Here is a 19,481-nt window from a genome sequence, read left to right on the forward strand (position 1 = left end):
CAAAAGATCGCAGCCTTCGGCAACTCCTACAGGGGTGATGTGTTCGGAGCATAAAGGGCGGCCGGGTCAGGTGAATTCTTCGCGCAACATCGCCACAAACGCCTCGCGCGCCGGATGCACCCCGGCGTTTTCATGCCAGTAAAACAGATTCTCGATGGCCGTCAGTTCGGGGAACTCATAGCCCACACACCCCGCGCCTTTGGCGTATTGCTCGAACACCCCTTTGGGCACCAACGCCACGCCCGCCCCTGCACTGACGCACCCGACAATTGCCCCGTAACTGGCCAGGCTGACAATCGGCAACGCCTGCCCCTGACGCAACAACCAGTGCTCCAGCGCCGCCCGATACGGACAGCCTTGCGGCCACATGAACACGGTTTTGTCCTGCAGATCATCGATGCCGCGCACCGGCCCGAACGACGTCGAGGCAATCAGCAGCAACTCTTCGCGATACATCGGTGTGCGCTTGAGCTGCGAGCGCTCAACGTCCACCGCGACAATCGCGCCGTCGAGGCGATGGTTCAGCGTGTCGTCGAGCAAATGGCCCCAGGTGCCGGTGGTGAGTTCCAGTGCGACCTGCGGATAACGCTTGTGAAACTTCGCCAGCAACCGTGGCAAACGCCCGGTGGCCGACGATTCGATGGCGCCGATGCGCAGCGGCCCGGACGGCTCGGCCGAGGGATCAACTGCGCGTTTGGCCTCCGCCGTCAGCGCCAGAATTTTTTGCGCATAGGCAAGAAAAGTCTGCCCTGCCGGACTGATCCGCAGCCCACGCCCCTGGCGCACGAACAGTGCAACACCCAACTCCGCCTCCAGCGCCTTGATCCGCGCGGTGATGTTCGACGGCACGCAGAACAGTTTTTCCGCCGCCCGGGCGATGCTGCCTTCCTCGGCCACGGTCTTGAACATACGGATTTGTGCCAGCTCCATACTCATCACTCTGAGTGAGCATTCAACGCAGTATAAGTCAGTTGTGGCGAATGATTGCCCGCCCGGATACTCGGCGCATCCTGCCTACTGGTGCTCGATCATGCCGTCCCCTGCTTCGCTGAAAATTTTACTGGCCATGGCGTTTGTCGTCGGCTGCTGGGCGTATTCGCCAACCGGCATCCACATCGGCCTGCAAGCCTACGATCCCGGGCATCTGGCGTTGCTGCGGTTTCTGTTGGCGTCGTTGTTCATGGCGGTCATCGCCGCGTTCAAAGGTCTTCAACTTCCCCGCGTGAGGGACGTACCACTGCTGTTCGCCCTGGGTTTCTTCGCGGTCAGCCTGCATCACGTCGCGCTGAACATCGGCCAGCAAAGCGTCAGCGCCGGGGCGTCGAGCGTGCTGGCGCAATCGAGTCCACTGTTCAGCACGCTGCTGGCGCGCTTCGTGTTCAAGGATCAGGTCAGTGTCTGGCGTTGGGGCTGCGTGTTGCTGGGTTTGGTCGGCGTGGCGATTGTGGTCAGCGGCGATCGTGGTGTGGGCGAGATCGACGCGCATGGCTTGCTGATCTTGCTGGCGGCGGTTTCCTGGAGCATTTATTTCGCCCTGCAAAAGCATCACGCCCGGCGTTATGAGGGTTTGAGTCTGACGTGCTACGCGGTGTGGTCGGGGACATTGCTGTTGCTGATTTATCTGCCGGGGTTGAGCGACGCGGTGATGAAAGCGCCGCTGCGGGTGCAATGGGCAGTGTTGGCGCTGGGTGTGTTTCCAAGTGCCCTGGCCTATCTGGCGTGGGGGTTTGTGCTCAGGCATGTGGATTTGAGTCGGGCGACCATGACCCTCTACCTGATTCCGCCGACGGCGATGGGGATTGCGTCGGTGGGGCTGGGCGAGCGGCCGACCGTGGTGATGCTGGCGGGCTCGGCGGTGGTATTGGTCAGTGTGCTGGCGTTAAATCTGGAGGGGCGGTTTTGGCTGGGGCGGACTGCGTGCGCTAATGATTGATATCGAGTGAGACGGATGCCGCCATCGCTGGCAAGCCAGCTCCCACAGGGTTCGGGGTTGTGCAAAGGTTCTGCTGCACACCCGCATAACCGGTGGGAGCCATCACATCAATCAGAGCCAGATGCCCATCAGCGCCGATCATCCGACAACGGCGTCGGTTCATCCGCCGGCGGCATTTCTTCATCCGCCGGTGGGTCCTTCCAGTCCTCCGGCCGATCGGCGTCACTCAACGGATCGCGCCCCGGGGTCATCCCTGGCGGTGCATCGTGATCGCCCAGTGACGGCTCATCGGTACCGGGCACCGGGAGGGTCGGGTCGGTGGGAAGCACTCCCCCCTGAAACAGCAAGTCGTTAGCCATGACGCACCTCACCAAAGAGGTCCGGAAAACCCGGGCCGTACAGTTTGGAAGCGACCCGGGGAACGGCGTGCCATCGAACAGACCAACGGCGCTCAATCCTGTGCGAGGAACCGGTCGCGACTGTTGGTCAGATGCAGCCACATGGCTGCCCGCGCTGCATCCGGATCCTGGCGCTTGATTGCATTCAAAATCGCCTCGTGCTCCAGATTGGCCAGTTGCCCCAGCTTGCTCAAATCCGCCGCCCCGCGCTCGACTGCATTGACCCGCGCCCGCGGAATCATCGCGTTGCCCAAGTGCTGCATGATCTCGCTGAAGCACACATTGCCGGTGGCCTCGGCGATCAACAGATGAAAACGCCGATCGGCCTCGACGCAGCTGTCGTTGTTGGCCAACAGACGTTGATAGTCATCCAGCGCCTGGCGCATCTGCAACACTTGCTGCTCGCTGCGGCGTTGCGCCGCCAGCGCCACGGCTTGCGTCTCCAGCCCCATGCGCAATTCAAGAATGCTGCGCACCCCGAGCGCGGTGTCGACGTTCAACCGCAACCCCTGCTCCGGCGCCCGCTCGATCACGAACGTGCCGATGCCATGCCGGGTCTCGACCAACCCCGACGCCTGCAATTTGGAAATCGCCTCGCGCACCACTGTGCGGCTGACCCCGTATTCCTGAACAATGGAATTCTCCGACGGCAATTTGTCGCCGGGCGACATTTGCCCGAGCAGGATGCTCTGGGTGAGCTTCTCCACCAGGTCATGGGCCAGGTTGTGCGCACGTTTGCGCGCGGGGGCGTCGAGGTCTTCTTGCATAATCGGTTCCGGTGAACGGTGCTTGCGGATCGTAGCACTGCGGGGATGGCTGACAAGAGTCGATGTTACTCCTCTGAGCCCGACCAACTTGTATGACAACACTCATTATCTGTGGAAAACCTCGTTCATAAATTAAGCGCTCCGCTGAAATAAAATGCGGAGCCGCTCAAAAGACACGACCACCCAAAACAACATTAAGCCAGTAAATACGGGCTTAACAACCAAAAAAGGCATAAGAAATCTGCCTCTCCAAAGAATTTAGTCGGTCCTTGCCACTTGTAGGACAAAAAAACCTAGTTGTATGATGTCTATCAACAGCGCAGCACCCAGCCCTACCCCGCATAAAAATAATCAGTGGGAGAAAACCTAGTGAAAACCTCCGTCTCCGGGATGAACGAGGGCGTTGATGCAACGCTGGCGTCCGCCATCTCGAAAGTGAAACGCCACGTCCTGCCGCTCTTCGTGATCATGTTCATCGTCAATTACATTGACCGGGTGAACATCGGTTTCGTCCGCACCCACATGGAACATGACCTGGGCATTGGCGCCGCCGCTTACGGCTTCGGCGCCGGTCTGTTCTTCATCGGTTATGCGCTGTTCGAAGTCCCCTCCAATATGCTCTTGCAGAAAGTCGGCGCGCGCATCTGGCTGACCCGAATCATGTTCACCTGGGGCGTGGTCGCTACCTGCATGGCGTTCATCCAGAACGAAACCCACTTCTACATTCTGCGTTTCCTGCTTGGTGTCGCCGAGGCCGGGTTCTTTCCCGGGGTGATCTACTACTTCACCCGCTGGTTGCCCGGCGCCGAACGCGGTAAAGCCATTGCGATTTTCCTCAGCGGCTCGGCCATTGCGTCCCTGATCTCCGGCCCGCTGTCCGGCCTGCTCCTGCAAATCAACGGGCTGGGCATGCACGGCTGGCAATGGATGTACTTTATTGAAGGGATGTTTTCGGTGTGCCTGTGCGTGTTCGTCTGGTTCTGGCTCGACGCCAAACCTCACGATGCAAAATGGCTGAGCCGCGCCGAACAGGACGCGCTCGTCACGGCCATCGACGACGAACAGAAGGCCCGCGAAGCTGCCACACCGATCCGGCCATCGATGGGCAAACTGCTCAAGGACCGGCAGATCATCCTGTTCTGCCTGATCTACTTCTTCATTCAGTTGACGATCTACGCCGCGACCTTCTGGCTGCCGAGCATCATCAAGAAGATGGGCGAACTCAGCGATGTGCAGGTCGGCTTGTTCAACTCGATTCCGTGGCTGCTGTCGATTGTCGGAATGTATGCCTTCGCCTCCCTCTCCACCAAATGGAAACACCAGCAGGCATGGGTCGCCACTGCGCTGTTGATCGCTGCAGCGGGAATGTTCATGTCCACCACGGGTGGGCCGATCTTCGCCTTCGTCGCAATCTGCTTTGCGGCGCTGGGTTTCAAGTCGGCTTCGTCGCTGTTCTGGCCGATTCCGCAGGCCTATCTGGATGCGCGAATTGCCGCCGCCGTGATCGCGCTGATCAACTCGGTGGGCAACCTCGGCGGCTTCGTTGCGCCGACCACTTTCGGCCTGCTCGAAGAACACACCGGCTCGATTCAGGGTGGCCTCTACGGCTTGGCCGCTACCTCGATCATTGCCGCGATCATCGTCTTCTTCGCCCGCACCAAGCCTAAGACGGCTGCGGATATTGCTATAGCTGAAACTGCGCCGAAACACGCCTGATTCTGAAAGATACGAAAAGGATAAAAACAATGAACGTACACGACACCGCCAAAGCCCCGATCATCACTGATATGCAGGTCATTCCGGTGGCCGGCCACGACGGCATGCTGCTTAATCTGAGCGGCGCCCACGGGCCGTTTTTCACCCGCAATATCGTCATTCTCAAAGACAACGCCGGCCATACCGGTGTCGGTGAAGTACCCGGTGGCGAGCGCATTCGCCAGACGCTGGAAGACGCACGCAGCCTGGTCATCGGCAGCCCGATCGGCACGTATCAAAAGATGCTCAATCAAGTGCGCCAGACCTTTGCCGACCGCGATGCCGGCGGCCGCGGCCTGCAAACTTTCGACCTGCGCATCACTATTCACGCGGTCACCGGCCTCGAAGCCGCACTGCTCGACTTGCTCGGTCAGCACCTCGACGTGCCAGTCGCAGCGCTGCTCGGCGAAGGCCAGCAACGCGATGAAGTGAAGATGCTTGGCTACCTGTTTTACGTCGGCGATCAGCACGTAACCGACCTCGCCTACCGCAGCGAACCGGACGCCGACAACGACTGGTTCCGCGTGCGTCATGAGAAGGCCATGACCGCCGAAGCCGTAGTGCGTCTCGCCGAAGCGGCCCACGCGAAATACGGCTTCAAGGACTTCAAGCTCAAGGGCGGCGTGCTCAGTGGCGACGCGGAAATCGAAGCGGCGACGGCGCTGGCCGAACGCTTTCCGCAGGCGCGCATCACCCTCGACCCGAACGGCGCCTGGTCACTCAAGGAAGCGATCCGCTTGTGCCGCGACCAGCATCAGGTTCTGGCGTATGCGGAAGATCCGTGCGGTGCGGAAAACGGTTATTCCGGCCGCGAAGTGATGGCAGAGTTTCGCCGCGCCACCGGCCTGAAAACCGCCACCAACATGATCGCCACCGACTGGCGTGAAATGGGGCATGCGATCCAGCTGCAATCGGTGGACATCCCGCTGGCCGACCCACACTTCTGGACCATGCAGGGTTCCGTGCGCGTGGCGCAAATGTGCCATGAGTGGGGACTGACCTGGGGCTCGCACTCCAACAACCACTTCGATATTTCGCTGGCCATGTTCACCCACGTTGCGGCGGCAGCACCGGGTGAAATCACCGCCATCGACACCCACTGGATCTGGCAGGACGGCCAGCGCCTGACCAAGGCACCGCTGCAAATCGTCGACGGTTGCGTGCAGGTGCCGAAGGCATCTGGGCTGGGTGTGGAAGTGGATATGGATCAGGTGGCCAAGGCTCACGAACTGTACAAAGGCATGGGCCTTGGCGCACGGGATGACAGCGTGGCGATGCAGTTTCTGATTCCGGGCTGGAAGTTCAATAACAAGCGGCCGTGTCTGGTGCGCTAACGCTTCACTGACATCACGGATCTCCTGCACTCTCAATTTTGCAGGAGGTATGTGATTGCCGGTCCGACACATAAACCTGTGGGAGCTGGCTTGCCAGCGATGACGTCAACACGGGCAACATTGAAGGTGACTGACCCAACGCTATCGCTGGCAAGCCAGCTCCCACAGGGTCGTGTGCTAGACAGCGATTTGTAGCAACCAGTTTTTAAACGCATTCATCGCCGCCGTCTCCGGCCGCGACTGCAACCGCGTCAGCCAGTAACTCCCGGTGGTGATCTCGATCGCGAACGGCTGGCAGATCGCATCCGCCGCCAGTTGCCGGGCAAACATCAGCGGCGGGGCCAACGCCACGCCACTGCCCTGCAACGCCGCCTCCATCATCGCCAGCGACGAGTCGAACATGATGCTTTGTGGCGGCGCGGCCTGTGTCGCCAGACCTGCCGCCTGAAACCACGCTGGCCATTCATCAGTGCGATAGGAACGCAGCAACGTCTGCTGCAACAAATCCCCAGGCGCATGCAATTGCCGGGCGATCTCCGGCACGCACAGCACTGATAGCGGCGCATCGAGCAAGCGCATCGCCTCGATACCGTGCCAGGCGCCAGCGCCAAAGCGGATCGCATAATCCAGCCCTTCGGCGGCAACATCCACGCGATTGTTGTGCGTCGACAGCCGTAAATCTATGAGCGGATGTTTCGCCCGGAAGTCCGCAAGCCTTGGCAACAGCCAACCCACGGCGAAAGTGCCGACCGCCCCGACGGTCAACATCTCGCGATACTGTCCACCGGCAAGGCGTTCAAGGATCTGCGCGATGTGGTCAAACGAGGTGCTTAACACCGGCAGCAACGTTTCACCTTCACTGGTCAGCATCAGCCCACGGGGCAGGCGTTTGAACAGTGTTACGTTGAGCTGCGCTTCGAGGCTTTTGACCTGATGACTGACGGCTGCCTGGGTCACGCACAGCTCCACGGCAGCTCGAGTGAAACTCAAGTGACGCGCCGATGCTTCGAAAGCGCGCAGTGCATTGAGCGGCAATTGCGGTCGAATCATGCCCAGCCCCTAATTTTTCTAATGGCTAATCCAAGATTTCGTCGTTTGTCGATTCACGTCGGACTGCCTAAATTGTCGGCGCTGATCAGCCGCCCATTACAAAAATCGCCCGCAGTGTAGCGCGATACCACCATTAACACTCATGGAGAGTGGTTCACTTATGTCATCCATCCACCTGACCAAAGCCTTTTCCTGTAGCGCGTTCGGACTGCTATTCGGCGCTGCAACCTGCCTCGGCGCCCCGCAAACGGATGAACAACTGCAAGCGCTGGTCAAAGCCGCCGTCACACCGGTGATGCAGCAACAGAACATTGCCGGCCTGGCCGTTGCACTGACCATCAACGGCCAGCCGCATTACTTTAACTACGGCGTTGCCGCCAAGGACACCGGGCAGAAGGTCAGCGAAAACACCCTGTTCGAAGTCGGCTCGGTGAGCAAAACCTTCACCGCGACATTGGCCGGTTATGCGCAGGCCACGGGCAAACTGGACCTGTCGACCAAGGCCAGCACGCTGTGGCCGGAGCTAAAAGGCAGCGCCTTCGACAACATCAGCGTGCTGCAACTGGGCACCTACAGCGCGGGCGGTTTGCCGCTGCAGTTTCCCGCTGATGCGGACTCAACGGACAAGATGCTCGGCTATTACCGGCAGTGGAAACCGGACTATTCGCCGGGCAGCCATCGCCTGTATTCGAACCCCAGCCTCGGGCTGTTCGGCTATCTGACGGCAAAAAGCCTCGGTCAACCCTTTGCTCAGGCCATGACTGAAACCCTGTTACCGAAGCTGGGCCTCAAGCACACCTTCATTGAAGTGCCCGCCTCAGAAGCGAAGCTCTACGCGCAGGGTTACGACAAGAACGACAAACCGGTTCGCGTCAGCCCCGGCGCACTGGATACCGAAGCCTATGGCATCAAAACCAGTGCGGCGGATCTGCTGCGCTACGTCGAGGCCAACCTCAAGCCTGTGAACCTTGAACAGCCGCTACAAAAAGCCATCGCCGCGACCCACACCGGTCACTACACAGTCGGCGATATGACGCAGGGTCTGGGCTGGGAGCGTTATCACTATCCGATCAGCCTGGAGAAGCTGCAGGCCGGCAACTCGACGCCGATGGCAATGGAGCCGCACAAGGTCAAATGGCTGACCCCGCCACAGCCTGAGCCGGCCAATGTGCTTTACAACAAAACCGGCGCAACCGGCGGTTTCGGCGCGTACGTGGCGTTCGTGCCATCGAAGGATATTGGCATCGTGATTCTGGCCAACAAGAACTACCCGAATGCGGAACGGGTGAAGATTGCGCATGAGATTTTCAGTGCGCTGACCGACTAAAGATCAAGAGATCGCAGCCTTCGGCAGCGCCCTTTTTGCAGGCAATAAAAATGGGCGACCTATAGAGGTCGCCCATTTTTTTGATTCAGATCCCGACATCAATCATTCGGCATTTCTGGCGGCTTGGTCGGTTTGGCAGGTTTGCTCGGCTTGGCGCCTTTCGCACCTTTGGCCGGTTCAGGTTCGGCAGCGGCCGGGGCCTGGGCTGCAGCAGCGGCGGCCGCTTCTTTCTCGGCCATGGGCATGGCGTCGATGGTGTCGAAGATTTTCTTCAGGTCGATGGCCTTCGCGTCATCCCCCGAGGCGGAGAGTTTGGTCTCGCCGTCCTTGCCCACCAGGAACACTTTCGGATAAGCACCGGCGCCCAGCTTCAGTGAGCGCAGCAGGGCCATGGTGTCTTGCTGGCCCATGTCCTTGCCGTCGAGCTGACCCGACATACTGAGGATGGTGTAAACCTTGATATTGCGGTCGGCGACACCCTTTTTGTTGGCCGGGTCGTCCAGCGACTTTTTCAGGTTCAGCCACACGGGGTCGGCGGTGCTTTGCGCGATCACGATCAGCGGTCGGGCGCGGCCCATGTCTGCGGCAATCGGCGAATCGTTGTCAGCGGCGAACAGGGGGCCGGCAACTGCCAGCAAGAGTGTCAGGGTCAGTGACCTGATGAGCATGCGCATCTCCTTTTGATATCCACGCTCTAATGATTGCGCATCGCGGCGATTGTTCCGGTGTATCCGGCAAATATCTGTCGCCCTGCCAGAAGCTTAGGTCAGGCCCGACATTGCGCAACTGCACAAACGCGATTGCCACGCCAATTTGATTACCGTTCAAGAGCGCATTAGGGTGGCTGTTCTGCTCACGAAATGGAGGTCACCCCGTGCACATCGATTACCTGTGCGATCACCCTGAATTGATCGAAGAACTGGCTGAACTCAACTTCAAGGAGTGGGGTAGCTTTAGTCCCGACGACACCCTTGCTGCCCGCACCGAACGCATGCGTGCGGCGTGCGGCAAAGGTGCGATCCCCAGTGTCGTGGTAGCGATTGAAGACGGCAGGTTGCTGGGCGGCGCACTGCTGATCGACAGCGACATGAAGGTCCGCCCCGAACTCACGCCCTGGCTGGCCGGGGTTTATGTGAAGGCTGAAGAACGTGGCCGCGGGATTGCTTCGCAACTGGTCAAGCGCATTGTTGAAGAGGCTGAGGCGTTGGATGTGCCGGAACTTTACCTGTACACCGACGCAGCGCAGTCGCTGTATGCGCGGCTGGGTTGGGAGGTGGTCGAGGAGATGGTTTACGAGAATTTGCCGGTCACCGTCATGAAATACACCACGCGGCAACCAACATAAAAAGATATGTGTAGCGAGGGGATCTAGCGCGACGTCAGTCCAGCGCCGAATCGAGTGCCGCCAGTAGATGTGCGGATTCGATCAGGCGCTCGCCGAGTCTGATTACCCCGCCGTCCAGATCAATGCTCACCGTCACCGACGAGCGATCGCCAGGGTATTTGCGCAGCAGCAAGTCGATGCCACTGACCGTCTCCTGCGCTGTGCCGATCAAATCCCATACGCTGTCGCTCAGATCCAGCAAAACCTGCTGACGCTGCTGATCAACCACCAGCGGCGCATACAGCCAATGGCTCATGCGCATCTCGCGAGGTTCGACAGTGATGGCGATACGGCCATCGCAGTGCACAGTGGTTTCGCTCATGGTTGTCGATCAAAACGCCAGTTTATAGCCGATCAATACCAGCATCGTCGCCAGGCAGGGCCGCAGCACTTCGTCGGAGATGCGGCCGGTCAGGTGGCTGCCAAGCCAGATGCCTGGCAACGAACCGATCAGCAAAAAGCCCAGCACGCTCCAGTCCATGTTGCCCATGCTCGCATGGCCGAGGCCGGCGACGAGGGTCAGCGGTACGGCGTGAGCGATTTCAGTGCCGACCAGGCGGCGGGTCGGCAGCAGCGGATAGAGGATGAACAAGGCCACGGTGCCGAGGGCGCCGGCACCAATCGATGTCAGGGCGACCATGGTGCCAAGGATCAGGCCGGTGATCACCGTCATCACGTTCAGCCGCGAACCGCTCGGGTTGTAGTTGCCGCCAGCGCGTTTGTGGGCGAATTCCAGCAAGCGTTTCTTGAAGAAGATCGCCAACGCCGTGGCAAACAACACAAAGCCCAAGGCTTGTTTGATGATGGCGTTCATCGCGTCCGGCGCGGTGTGCAACGTGCTGAGAAACCATAAGGTCATGACCACCGCCGGCACGCTGCCGAGGGTCAACCAACCGGTGATGGCCCAATCGATGTTCTTGTTCTTCTTGTGAACAATGACGCCACTGGATTTGGTAATGGCCGCGTACAGCAGGTCGGTGCCGACCGCCGTTGCGGGGTTAATGCCGAACCACAGCAGGATCGGCGTCATCAACGAACCACCGCCGACACCGGTCATACCGACAATAAAACCCACCACCAGCCCGGCAATCACCAGGCCGAAATTTGCCAATTCCATTAAGACGTCCAGAAACACGACAGGAAAAATCTGGTCCGCAGCATAGCGATTTTTCTTATAACCACATATATCGATGCGGTCTATCGTTATGCCCAATCACCACCTCCCCCTGTAAAAGCTGCAGAGGGCTGCGATCCTTTGAAGGTCGCGCTTTCTGGTTTTTGGGAACTTTGGTTGCGCTTTTTTTGTGTCTTGGCGGCCTGTGGGCCGACCAGGTTGTTGGGGGGGCTGTGTGAATATCCGTTTTTTGGGTGATGGCTGAGTAGGGTTCCGCCCTTACGGCGGGTCACTTTTTCCAGACGCCGAAAAAGTAACCAAAAAGGCTTTGCCCTGACGTTCGGCCCACTCGCTGGGGCTCGGGGTTCCTTCGCTCCGGGATCCATCCGGGGCATCGATTCCGGCTTGCTTCGCTGCACCTCCTTTCGATGTCCTCCCCGGATGAATCCCTCCACTCAGCCTGCCGACGGGCCTGAAGATCAAAAGCTCAGCCGAGCTAACGCTCATCCTGTTGTGTGGTGGGAGAGCGATGCGGTCGGCATTGGTTTTGTGGTGGATTTTCCCCTCACCCCCAGCCCTCTCCCGAGGGAGAGGGGGTCGATTTTCAAAATTGGAATTCGACTCGGTATCCCACGTCGGCGCACCTCGCCCAAACAACGCGATCAGTCCCCTCTCCCTCCGGGAGAGGGCTAAGGTGAGGGGCTCTTGATCTGGCCTTGGCTCTTGATCTGGCTTTTGATCTTCTGCCCCTTCGGCAGGCCGAGCGTAGGTGTTCATCCGGGGCAAAGCCTTTTGGTTCCTTTTTGGCGTTTGAAAAAGGGACTCGCTGTAAGAGCGAAACCGCCAGCGGCAACACCCGCAGCAACGGATATACCCCCAATCCCGATCCCAATCCCAATCCCAATCCGGCGTTCAGGTGCTCCACGACGAACGCAACAAGAAAGATCAAAAGATCGCAGCCTTCGGCAGCTCCTACAGGGGGGTCAGTGTTGGCGTCGTCCCGGTTTGAAGCTGTGTGTGCTGTTGATCCACACCGTGGCCAGCGCGATCAGGGACAGGATCAGCAGCGCCCACGGAAACGACATCGCCCCCGCTCGATCCAGCAGCAACCCACCGAACAGCCCGCCTCCGGCGATTGCCACGTTCCAGGAAGTCGTCAGCATTGCCTGCACCACATCGACATGATCACCGGCAGAATCCGCCGCTGCCGTCAGCAACAACGTCGCCGAACCACCGAAGGACAACCCCCACACCGCCATGCAGCCGTAGATCACCCATGGCGACGGATTCGCCAGGGCCAGCACCAGCGCCGTCACGGCAAACACCGCGAGGCTGATCAGGGTCAGCCAGCGCAACCAGCGATCCACCAGCATGCCGATGATCCAGATTCCCACCAGCGAACACACGCCAAACACCAGCAGCACCAGATCGACACGTCCGGCGAGTCCGGCCTGCATCAAAAACGGAGAAATGTAGGTGTAGAGAATGTTGTGCCCGAGCATCCACGTCAGCACCACCAACAACACCGGGCGCACACCCGGCAGGCGCAGGGACTGCATCAACGGCAGACGCTCGGCACTGGCCTGCCCCGGGCGATCCGGCACCGCCACAACAATCCACACCGCCAGCACCAGCGCCAGTGCCGACATTATTCCGAAGGAGGCGCGCCAACCGATCAGATGGCCCAGCCACGTCCCCGCCGGTGTTCCCAAAGAAAGCGCCACCGGTGTGCCGAGCATGGCAATCGCCAGCGCTCGCCCCTGCTGATGCACCGGCACAATCCCGCGGGCGTAACCGGCCATGATTCCCCACGACAGCCCAGCCGCCATACCGGCGAGAAAGCGCGAGGCCAGCGTCAGGCCGTAATGACTAGAGAACGTGGTGATGGTGTTGAACAGCACAAACCCGCCAACCGTCATCAACAGCACCCGGCGCCGTGGCCAGCCACGGGTGGCCACGGTCAGCGGAATCGCCGCAACAATCGAACCCAGCGCATACAGCGTCACCAATTGCCCGGCGAGCACTTCGCTGACGTTCAGTCCGGCACTGATTTGCGGCAGCAGTCCGGCCGGCAGGGTTTCAGTGAGGATGGCGATGAACCCGGTCATGGCGAAGGCCAGCAACGCGGCATAGGGCAGTTTGTCGGCGCGGGTCGCGTGATCGACACGGCTGAAATCGGCGCTTGCGGGGTCGGTCATGACGGATGCAGCTCCATTTGGATCAAAATTAGCGAGTGATTGTATACAAGTTATCCAGCCACCAATCAACCCAGTACCGCTGACAACACTATCTCCCCTGTAGGAGCAGCCTTCGGCAGCTCACTTTATTGCGCCAGCAGCGTATCCACAGATCTATTGCACCGGGAGGAAGTTGAGGAACAGCAAACTCTGCGCGTAATTGAGCCCGATCCGCCGGTAGCGCTCATCAAGCATTTGCGTCAGCAGATCCAGGCGCGCAACGATTTTGCCGAACTCCACGGCAAAACTCAGGTTGCTGCCCTCCTCCGAGATCTCATTGGAAAACAACAGCGGCTGGCCTTCCTTGTTCTGACGCTGCGACAGAATCCACGTGGCTTTTTCGATGTTGCGCGCCGCGTTATGCACGAACGTGGGGTTGATCGCGTCCGTCATGTAGAACTGGGTTCGATTGCCATGGGCCGTCACCAGCATGCTGCCGATGGCATAAATGAACGCGCCGACGCGGTCACCACGAAACTCCGGGCTCATCGCATAGCTGAGCGCCGCGAGGTCCTTTCTGCCGCCGAGCACCGGCAATGGCTGTTGCTGCTCGATGGCCAGTCGAACCTGTTTGACGGCGGCGTGAATGTTGAGGAAACCCGACTTGCGCAACTCGTCCGGGTTGCGCAGGTACAGCTTGCCCATCAACCGATAAAGACTGCCAAGGTTGTCACGCATCGCCAGCGTGGCCATCCGGTCGACGCTGGTCTGCAGAAATTCCTGCGGCTGCCCTTCCCGGATCTGGTTGATGAAACCGTTACCGTCCTGATGGCTACAACCGCTGAACAACAGCGACGACAAACACACCAACAACAGGCACGGGCGACGGACAAATCGGGTGATCAGCTTAAACACTCTCGGCATGAATTCTCGAACAGGCACATTCCTGTGCGGCGGGAGTCACCGCATCCTGGCCATGGATAGAGCCGCTGATTGCGCAAAAGTGCAGTGCTGGCGGTATTTCCCGACCTTCGGCGTGACACAGCGATCTATTTAGTCCGACTTTATTTTTGCAATAAACGTTTAATCCGCTATAAATTCTCACTCGCACGACAAATAGCATGACTATTGCCCCACCCTACAAAACAACAACAAAAAGGAAGGTCAACCATGATTCAATCCCGTCACCTGCTCTCCGGCCTTGGACTGTCCCTGATGATCGCCACCCTCTCTGCCAACGCCGCCGGCCTGAGCGCCGAACACAAGGCCTTCGGCAAAACCAATGACGGCACGCCCGTCGAGCAATACATCTTGCGCAACAGCCATGGCATGCAAGCCACGGTCATCACGTACGGCGCAACCCTGCAATCGCTGCAAGTGGCGGACAAGAACGGCAAGTTCGACGATGTCGTACTCGGCTTCGACGATGTGCAGGGCTACCAGAAAGGCACCGCGTACTTCGGCGCGACCATTGGCCGCTTCGGCAATCGTCTGGCAGAAGGTGCTTTCGAACTCGACGGCAAACGCTATCAAGTGCCGCAGAATGACAAGTCCAACGCCTTGCATGGTGGTACTCAGGGCTTCGATAAAAAGGTCTGGAAAGCCCGGGAAACAAAAGACAAGGATTCAGTCGGCGTAACCCTGACCTATCTGTCGGTGGACGGTGAAATGGGTTTCCCCGGCAACCTCACCACCGAGGTGACTTATCGCCTCACCGACGACAACGAATTGCGCATCGACTACAAGGCCAGCACCGATAAACCGACAGTGCTGAACCTGACCAATCACAGCTACTTCAACCTCGCCGGCGCCGGTAATGGCGACATCCTCAAGCAAGTCGCGACCTTGCATGCCAGTCATTACACCCCGGTCACCGGCAAACTGATCCCCACCGGAGAGCTGGCGCCAGTGGCCGGCACACCGATGGACTTCAGCAAACCGACCGCCATCGGCACGCACATCAAGGCGGATCATCCGCAACTGAAGTTTGCCGAGCCGAAACAGGGTGGCTTCGACTTCAACTGGGCGCTGGATACCCAAGGTGATGCGAGCAAACTGGCCGTCGAAGTCAGCGACCCACAGTCCGGCCGGCATCTACAGCTGTTCACCAGCGAACCGGGCGTGCAGTTCTACACCAGCAACTTCCTCGACGGCACGGTCAAGGGCAAGGGTGGCAAGGTCTACCCGCACTGGGGCGCGTTTACCCTCGAGACCCAGCACTATCCTGACTCACCGAATCAGCCGAACTTCCCCAGCACGCGGCTGGATCCGGGGCAGGCTTACGCGCATAGCGTGGTGTTGAAGTTTTCTGCGAAGTAGAAGCTGAAGATCAACAGATCGCAGCCTGCGGCAACTCCTACAGTTGTTCGGGTACACCGTTTGAATGGCGGTGAATCCACCCCCACCTGTAGGAGCTGCCGCAGGCTGCGATCTTTTGCTTTATGAAGCGCATGGAACCCCTGCGCTATCCTGCTGCCCACTAAGGTATCGACCCTTTCAGGCAGGAGGTTTGAATGCGTACCCTCGAATTGGCTGGCGTGCAGGTTCCGGTGATTGGCCAGGGCACCTGGCGTATGGGTGAAGATCGTTCGGCCCACAAGCGCGAAGTTACCGCCTTGCGCAGCGGCATCGAACTGGGCATGACCCTGATCGACAGCGCCGAAATGTACGCCGAGGGCGGCGCCGAAAGTGTGGTCGGCGAAGCTATCGCCGGTCTGCGTGATCAGGTGTTTCTGGTCAGCAAGGTCTACCCGCACAACGCCAGCCGCAAAGGCATCCCGCAAGCTTGCGAACGCAGTCTGCGTCGGCTGGATACCGATTACATCGACCTCTACCTGCTGCATTGGCGCGGCCAGTATCCGCTGGATGAAACCGTCGAGGCTTTCGAACGCCTGCGCGAAGAGGGCAAGATTGGTCGCTGGGGCGTGTCGAATTTCGACGTCGATGACCTTGAAGAACTGGCGTCTCCTGCCTGCGCGACCAATCAGGTGCTCTACAACCTTGAAGAGCGTGGCGTCGAATTCGACCTGCTGCCGTGGTGCCAGCAACAGCGCCTGCCGCTGATGGCTTACTGTCCGATCGGTCAGGGCGGCGCGATGCTGGCCAACCCGGTGCTGAAACAGATTGCCGCTCGTCACGGCGTCACCCCGGCACAGGTGTCGCTGGCGTGGATTCTGCGTCAGGATGGCGTCATTGCGATTCCCAAGGCTGTGCGGCCGGAACACGTGCAACTCAATGCACAAGCCGCGCAGCTGCAACTGGAGGCCGGGGATCTGGCGGCGCTGGACCAGGTGTTTCGAGCGCCACAATGCAAGCAGCGGCTGGCCATGGTCTGAGCTGACGACTGGCCGAGGTTCCGTATGAGAAGCACTGATCATCACGACCCGTTTGACCTGCAACGTTTCGTCCAGGCGCAGGACCCGGTATTTGACCGGGTCCTGCGCGAACTCGAAGCGGGCCGCAAACGCAGCCACTGGATGTGGTTTGTCTTCCCGCAGTTCGCAGGGCTTGGCGGCAGTGAAATGTCCCGACGCTTCGCCATCGGGTCAGCCGCAGAAACCCAGGCCTACCTCGATCACCCATTGCTCGGCGTACGACTGCGCACCTGCACGCAGCTTGTGCTGAATACGGAGCAGCGTTCGATTGCAGAGATTTTTGGTCATCCCGATGACTTGAAATTTCACTCATCGATGACGCTCTTCAGCCAGTTTGCCGCTGACGAAAGCCTGTTCAATCAGGCCCTCGAGCGCTACTTCCACGGCATCCCCGACGAATGGACGCTGCAACTGCTGGACTCAAAAGAGGCCCAGCTGCCCCCCGATCAGGGTTGAGAAATCATCGCCGACGAAGGGCAGGATGGCGTCCGCCACCGGTTGCAGCTGCCGGGTGATGTAGTGGTCGTAATCAATGGTTGAACGTCGCACTTCCAGCGGTTCCGGACCGGCCAGGGTGATGACGTAGCTGATCCAGCCGCCATTCTGGTATTGCCGTGGACGGCCGTGCTGCGAGTTGTATTCGTCGGCCAGCCGTGCGGCGCGCACATGGGGCGGCACGTTGCGTTCGTAATCATCGAGGGTGCGACGCAGGCGTTTGCGATAGACCAGCCGATCATCGAATTCCCCGGCGAGGGTTTTGCGCACGTAATCACGCACGTAATCCTGATACGGCTTGCGCTGGAAGATTCGCTCATACAGCTCCTGCTGGAACTGCCGGGCCAGGAGCGACCAATCGGTGCGCACGGTTTCCAGGCCTTTATAGACCATCTCATCTGTGCCATCAGCGCGCGTTACCAGACCGGCATAGCGCTTCTTGCTGCCCTCCTCTGCGCCGCGAATGGTCGGCATCAGGAAGCGTTTGTAGTGAATTTCAAACTGCAATTCGAGCGCACTTTCCAGCCCGTACTCTTCGCGCACATGCTCGCGCCACCAGTCGTTGACGTGCTTGACCAGCGTATGGCCGATCGTCGCCGCCTCCTCCTGACCATGGGCGCGACGCAGCCAGACAAAGGTCGAATCGGTGTCGCCGTAGATCACCGCATGCCCCTGCTCTTCGATCAGCTTGCGCGTGCGCAGCATGATTTCGTGTCCGCGCAGCGTGATGGATGAAGCCAGTCGCGTATCGAAGAAGCGGCAACCGCTAGAGCCGAGCACGCCGTAGAAGGCATTCATGATGATTTTCAAGGCTTGCGACAGCGGCGCGTTGTGCTCGCGTTTGGCGGTCTCGCGCCCCTCGGCGACCCGCGACACAATCGACGGCAGGCAATGCCGGGTGCGCGAAAACCGTGCGCCCCGAAAACCCGCGACTGAATCAACGTCGTCCGGGTGCTGCAAGCCTTCGATCAGCCCTACCGGATCAATCAGGAAAGTGCGGATGATCGACGGATAAAGGCTCTTGTAGTCGAGCACCAGCACCGATTCGTAGAGGCCCGGTTGCGAATCCATGACAAACCCGCCGGGGCTGGCCTGCGGCGGATTGGTCCCGAGGTTCGGCGCGACAAACCCTTGGCGGTGCATCAGCGGCATATACAGGTGCGTGAACGCCGCCACCGAACCACCGCTGCGATCCGCCGGCAGGCCGGTGACGCTGGCGCGCTCAAGCAAAAATGTCAGCAGTTCAGTCTTGGCAAAGATCCGCGTGACCAGCTCACAGTCCTTGAGGTTGTACTTGGCCAGCGCCGGTTTGTCCTCGGCGAACATGCGGTTGATCTCGTCCATGCGCTGGTACGGATTGTCGATGGCCTTGCCTTCACCGAGCAGGGTCTGGGCGACGTTTTCCAGGCTGAACGAGGGAAAGCTCCACGTCGCCGAACGCAGGGATTCGATGCCGTCGATGATCAACCGCCCCGCCGCCGAGGCGAAGTAATGATTGCGGCTGCCGTGTTCTCGCCACTGCATCTCCTCACCGCCACGACCGATTTTCAGCGGCACGCCGAGGCGTCGCGCGTGTTCGTGAAGAATGCGTAAATCGAACTGCACGACGTTCCAGCCGATGATTGCGTCAGGGTCGTGCAGCGCGAACCAGTCGTTGAGCTTCTTCAGGATGACCGTGCGTGAATCGCAATATTCAAGGTCGAAGTCGACGACGCTGTCATCGCCATTCGCCGTGCCGAGCATATAGACCTGACGCTCGCCGCAGCCTTCCAGCGCAATGGAATACAACTCGCCGTTTTCGGTGGTTTCAATGTCCAGCGAGACCAGCCGCAGCTTCGGCCGGTAGTTGGGGTCGGGCTTCAGTTGAGCGTTGAGCAATATGCCGTTGGCATCGGGTGTGCCACTGAACAACACCGGGGCGGTGATGAAACGCTCCATCAGGTAACGCTCGGGCGGGCGGACATCAGCCTCGAAGACATCGACGCCGGCGCGGGTGAGCGCGGTTTCCAGGCGCATCAACTGACCGTGTTGCTGGCAATACAGGCCCAGCACCGGACGATGTTCGAAATCCAGCAGGGCCAAAGGTCGCAGTTCGACGTTTTTTTCGTCGTGCAGCAGACGTTCGGCCGCTTCACGCTGCTCGGCAGGTATAAACGCCACCGACGGCTGATGCGGCAAACGCACACGGCGCGGCCCGGCGTCGGTCGCCAGCCAGAACTCGACTTCGGTGCCGGCGGGGGTATCGCGCCAATGCCGGGTCAGGACGAAGCCCTGCTGTAAATCCACCACTGCAACCTCAACGTTCCAATCAGGATGGCATTCTACGCGGCATTCCCCAGAATGCCCTCAACACCTGTGGTGGTAGGGATTTAT

General features: G+C 59.6%; 18 protein-coding genes. 8 read left to right on the forward strand and 10 right to left on the reverse strand.

Annotation, left to right across the window (positions count from 1 at the left end; all coding sequences use genetic code 11):
* Positions 1–66: 66 nt before the first annotated feature.
* Entirely contained in the window at positions 67–930 is an 864-nt protein-coding gene (locus H8B20_RS15795; protein WP_210623792.1) for a LysR family transcriptional regulator, read from the reverse strand.
* A 100-nt stretch (positions 931–1,030) separates the two neighbouring features.
* Between H8B20_RS15795 and H8B20_RS15800 the strand changes: the two genes are divergently transcribed.
* Entirely contained in the window at positions 1,031–1,933 is a 903-nt protein-coding gene (locus tag H8B20_RS15800) for a DMT family transporter (RefSeq protein ID WP_210623793.1), read from the forward strand.
* 128 nt (positions 1,934–2,061) lie between these two features.
* Here the strand turns inward: H8B20_RS15800 and H8B20_RS15805 are convergent, their stop codons facing one another.
* Together H8B20_RS15805 and H8B20_RS15810 are read right to left on the reverse strand one after the other, a co-directional pair.
* Complete coding sequence (locus H8B20_RS15805; protein ID WP_042560043.1) at positions 2,062–2,292, reverse strand: hypothetical protein; 231 nt, start codon at positions 2,290–2,292, stop codon at positions 2,062–2,064.
* Positions 2,293–2,384: 92 nt separating this feature from the next.
* The gene (locus H8B20_RS15810) at positions 2,385–3,098 is read right to left on the reverse strand and encodes a FadR/GntR family transcriptional regulator (protein ID WP_042560044.1); all 714 of its coding nucleotides are present in this window, start codon (positions 3,096–3,098) and stop codon (positions 2,385–2,387) included.
* Positions 3,099–3,467: 369 nt separating this feature from the next.
* Here H8B20_RS15810 and H8B20_RS15815 point away from each other — a divergent pair, with 369 nt between their 5' ends.
* Positions 3,468–4,814: an MFS transporter gene (locus H8B20_RS15815; protein WP_210623794.1), complete on the forward strand. Its 1,347-nt coding sequence runs from the start codon at positions 3,468–3,470 to the stop codon at positions 4,812–4,814.
* A gap of 29 nt (positions 4,815–4,843) precedes the next feature.
* Positions 4,844–6,187, forward strand: a complete 1,344-nt coding sequence (gene gudD / locus H8B20_RS15820; protein WP_210623795.1) for a glucarate dehydratase — start codon at positions 4,844–4,846, stop codon at positions 6,185–6,187.
* Positions 6,188–6,364: 177 nt separating this feature from the next.
* Here gudD and H8B20_RS15825 read toward each other — a convergent pair whose 3' ends face one another.
* Positions 6,365–7,237: a LysR family transcriptional regulator gene (locus tag H8B20_RS15825; protein ID WP_210623796.1), complete on the reverse strand. Its 873-nt coding sequence runs from the start codon at positions 7,235–7,237 to the stop codon at positions 6,365–6,367.
* 160 nt (positions 7,238–7,397) lie between these two features.
* On the opposite strand from H8B20_RS15825, the gene ampC reads away from it, so the two are divergent.
* The gene (gene ampC, locus H8B20_RS15830) at positions 7,398–8,564 is read left to right on the forward strand and encodes a class C beta-lactamase (RefSeq protein WP_210623797.1); all 1,167 of its coding nucleotides are present in this window, start codon (positions 7,398–7,400) and stop codon (positions 8,562–8,564) included.
* A gap of 98 nt (positions 8,565–8,662) precedes the next feature.
* Here ampC and H8B20_RS15835 read toward each other — a convergent pair whose 3' ends face one another.
* Positions 8,663–9,232 carry a DUF4174 domain-containing protein gene (locus tag H8B20_RS15835; protein WP_047300688.1) on the reverse strand — a complete coding sequence of 190 codons (570 nt, stop codon included), beginning with the start codon at positions 9,230–9,232 and terminating at the stop codon, positions 8,663–8,665.
* Between the two features lie 206 nt (positions 9,233–9,438).
* On the opposite strand from H8B20_RS15835, the gene H8B20_RS15840 reads away from it, so the two are divergent.
* A complete protein-coding gene (locus H8B20_RS15840; protein ID WP_210623798.1) occupies positions 9,439–9,909 on the forward strand; it encodes a GNAT family N-acetyltransferase in 471 nt (156 codons plus the stop codon).
* A 34-nt stretch (positions 9,910–9,943) separates the two neighbouring features.
* Here the strand turns inward: H8B20_RS15840 and H8B20_RS15845 are convergent, their stop codons facing one another.
* The 4 genes from H8B20_RS15845 to H8B20_RS15860 all read right to left on the reverse strand — a co-directional run bounded on the left by H8B20_RS15845 (position 9,944) and on the right by H8B20_RS15860 (position 14,163).
* On the reverse strand, positions 9,944–10,270 hold the full coding sequence (locus H8B20_RS15845; protein WP_210623799.1) for a hypothetical protein: 327 nt from the start codon (positions 10,268–10,270) through the stop codon (positions 9,944–9,946).
* A 9-nt stretch (positions 10,271–10,279) separates the two neighbouring features.
* The gene (locus tag H8B20_RS15850) at positions 10,280–11,065 is read right to left on the reverse strand and encodes a sulfite exporter TauE/SafE family protein (protein ID WP_042560052.1); all 786 of its coding nucleotides are present in this window, start codon (positions 11,063–11,065) and stop codon (positions 10,280–10,282) included.
* Between the two features lie 980 nt (positions 11,066–12,045).
* Positions 12,046–13,260 (reverse strand): MFS transporter, encoded by a 1,215-nt coding sequence (locus H8B20_RS15855; RefSeq protein WP_210623800.1) that lies wholly within the window; start codon positions 13,258–13,260, stop codon positions 12,046–12,048.
* Positions 13,261–13,413: 153 nt separating this feature from the next.
* Positions 13,414–14,163 carry a hypothetical protein gene (locus H8B20_RS15860; RefSeq protein WP_210623801.1) on the reverse strand — a complete coding sequence of 250 codons (750 nt, stop codon included), beginning with the start codon at positions 14,161–14,163 and terminating at the stop codon, positions 13,414–13,416.
* A gap of 246 nt (positions 14,164–14,409) precedes the next feature.
* Between H8B20_RS15860 and H8B20_RS15865 the strand changes: the two genes are divergently transcribed.
* From H8B20_RS15865 to H8B20_RS15875, 3 genes are all read left to right on the forward strand, one after another.
* Complete coding sequence (locus tag H8B20_RS15865) at positions 14,410–15,558, forward strand: aldose epimerase family protein (protein ID WP_210623802.1); 1,149 nt, start codon at positions 14,410–14,412, stop codon at positions 15,556–15,558.
* Between the two features lie 194 nt (positions 15,559–15,752).
* Positions 15,753–16,574, forward strand: a complete 822-nt coding sequence (locus tag H8B20_RS15870; RefSeq protein WP_210623803.1) for an aldo/keto reductase — start codon at positions 15,753–15,755, stop codon at positions 16,572–16,574.
* Between the two features lie 24 nt (positions 16,575–16,598).
* Entirely contained in the window at positions 16,599–17,069 is a 471-nt protein-coding gene (locus tag H8B20_RS15875; RefSeq protein ID WP_210623804.1) for a DUF1810 domain-containing protein, read from the forward strand.
* On the opposite strand, the gene H8B20_RS15880 is transcribed toward H8B20_RS15875, so the two are convergent.
* On the reverse strand, positions 17,034–19,394 hold the full coding sequence (locus H8B20_RS15880; protein WP_210623805.1) for a DNA polymerase II: 2,361 nt from the start codon (positions 19,392–19,394) through the stop codon (positions 17,034–17,036). The two genes, H8B20_RS15875 and H8B20_RS15880, sit on opposite strands and share 36 nt — an antisense overlap.
* Positions 19,395–19,481: the final 87 nt, after the last annotated feature.

This window comes from Pseudomonas sp. P42, assembly GCF_017973755.1.
Taxonomy (GTDB): Bacteria; Pseudomonadota; Gammaproteobacteria; order Pseudomonadales; family Pseudomonadaceae; genus Aquipseudomonas; species Aquipseudomonas iridis.

Excerpts from the sequence above, each read along its gene's own strand:
- H8B20_RS15805 (WP_042560043.1), bottom strand. The coding sequence starts at position 2,292 with ATGGCTAACGACTTGCTGTTTCAGGGGGGAGTGCTTCCCACCGACCCG.
- ampC (WP_210623797.1), top strand. The coding sequence starts at position 7,398 with ATGTCATCCATCCACCTGACCAAAGCCTTTTCCTGTAGCGCGTTCGGA.
- H8B20_RS15855 (WP_210623800.1), bottom strand. The coding sequence starts at position 13,260 with ATGACCGACCCCGCAAGCGCCGATTTCAGCCGTGTCGATCACGCGACC.
- H8B20_RS15850 (WP_042560052.1), bottom strand. The coding sequence starts at position 11,065 with ATGGAATTGGCAAATTTCGGCCTGGTGATTGCCGGGCTGGTGGTGGGT.
- H8B20_RS15825 (WP_210623796.1), bottom strand. The coding sequence starts at position 7,237 with ATGATTCGACCGCAATTGCCGCTCAATGCACTGCGCGCTTTCGAAGCA.
- gudD (WP_210623795.1), top strand. The coding sequence starts at position 4,844 with ATGAACGTACACGACACCGCCAAAGCCCCGATCATCACTGATATGCAG.
- H8B20_RS15845 (WP_210623799.1), bottom strand. The coding sequence starts at position 10,270 with ATGAGCGAAACCACTGTGCACTGCGATGGCCGTATCGCCATCACTGTC.
- H8B20_RS15870 (WP_210623803.1), top strand. The coding sequence starts at position 15,753 with ATGCGTACCCTCGAATTGGCTGGCGTGCAGGTTCCGGTGATTGGCCAG.
- H8B20_RS15810 (WP_042560044.1), bottom strand. The coding sequence starts at position 3,098 with ATGCAAGAAGACCTCGACGCCCCCGCGCGCAAACGTGCGCACAACCTG.
- H8B20_RS15865 (WP_210623802.1), top strand. The coding sequence starts at position 14,410 with ATGATTCAATCCCGTCACCTGCTCTCCGGCCTTGGACTGTCCCTGATG.
- H8B20_RS15860 (WP_210623801.1), bottom strand. The coding sequence starts at position 14,163 with ATGCCGAGAGTGTTTAAGCTGATCACCCGATTTGTCCGTCGCCCGTGC.
- H8B20_RS15835 (WP_047300688.1), bottom strand. The coding sequence starts at position 9,232 with ATGCTCATCAGGTCACTGACCCTGACACTCTTGCTGGCAGTTGCCGGC.
- H8B20_RS15800 (WP_210623793.1), top strand. The coding sequence starts at position 1,031 with ATGCCGTCCCCTGCTTCGCTGAAAATTTTACTGGCCATGGCGTTTGTC.
- H8B20_RS15795 (WP_210623792.1), bottom strand. The coding sequence starts at position 930 with ATGGAGCTGGCACAAATCCGTATGTTCAAGACCGTGGCCGAGGAAGGC.
- H8B20_RS15875 (WP_210623804.1), top strand. The coding sequence starts at position 16,599 with ATGAGAAGCACTGATCATCACGACCCGTTTGACCTGCAACGTTTCGTC.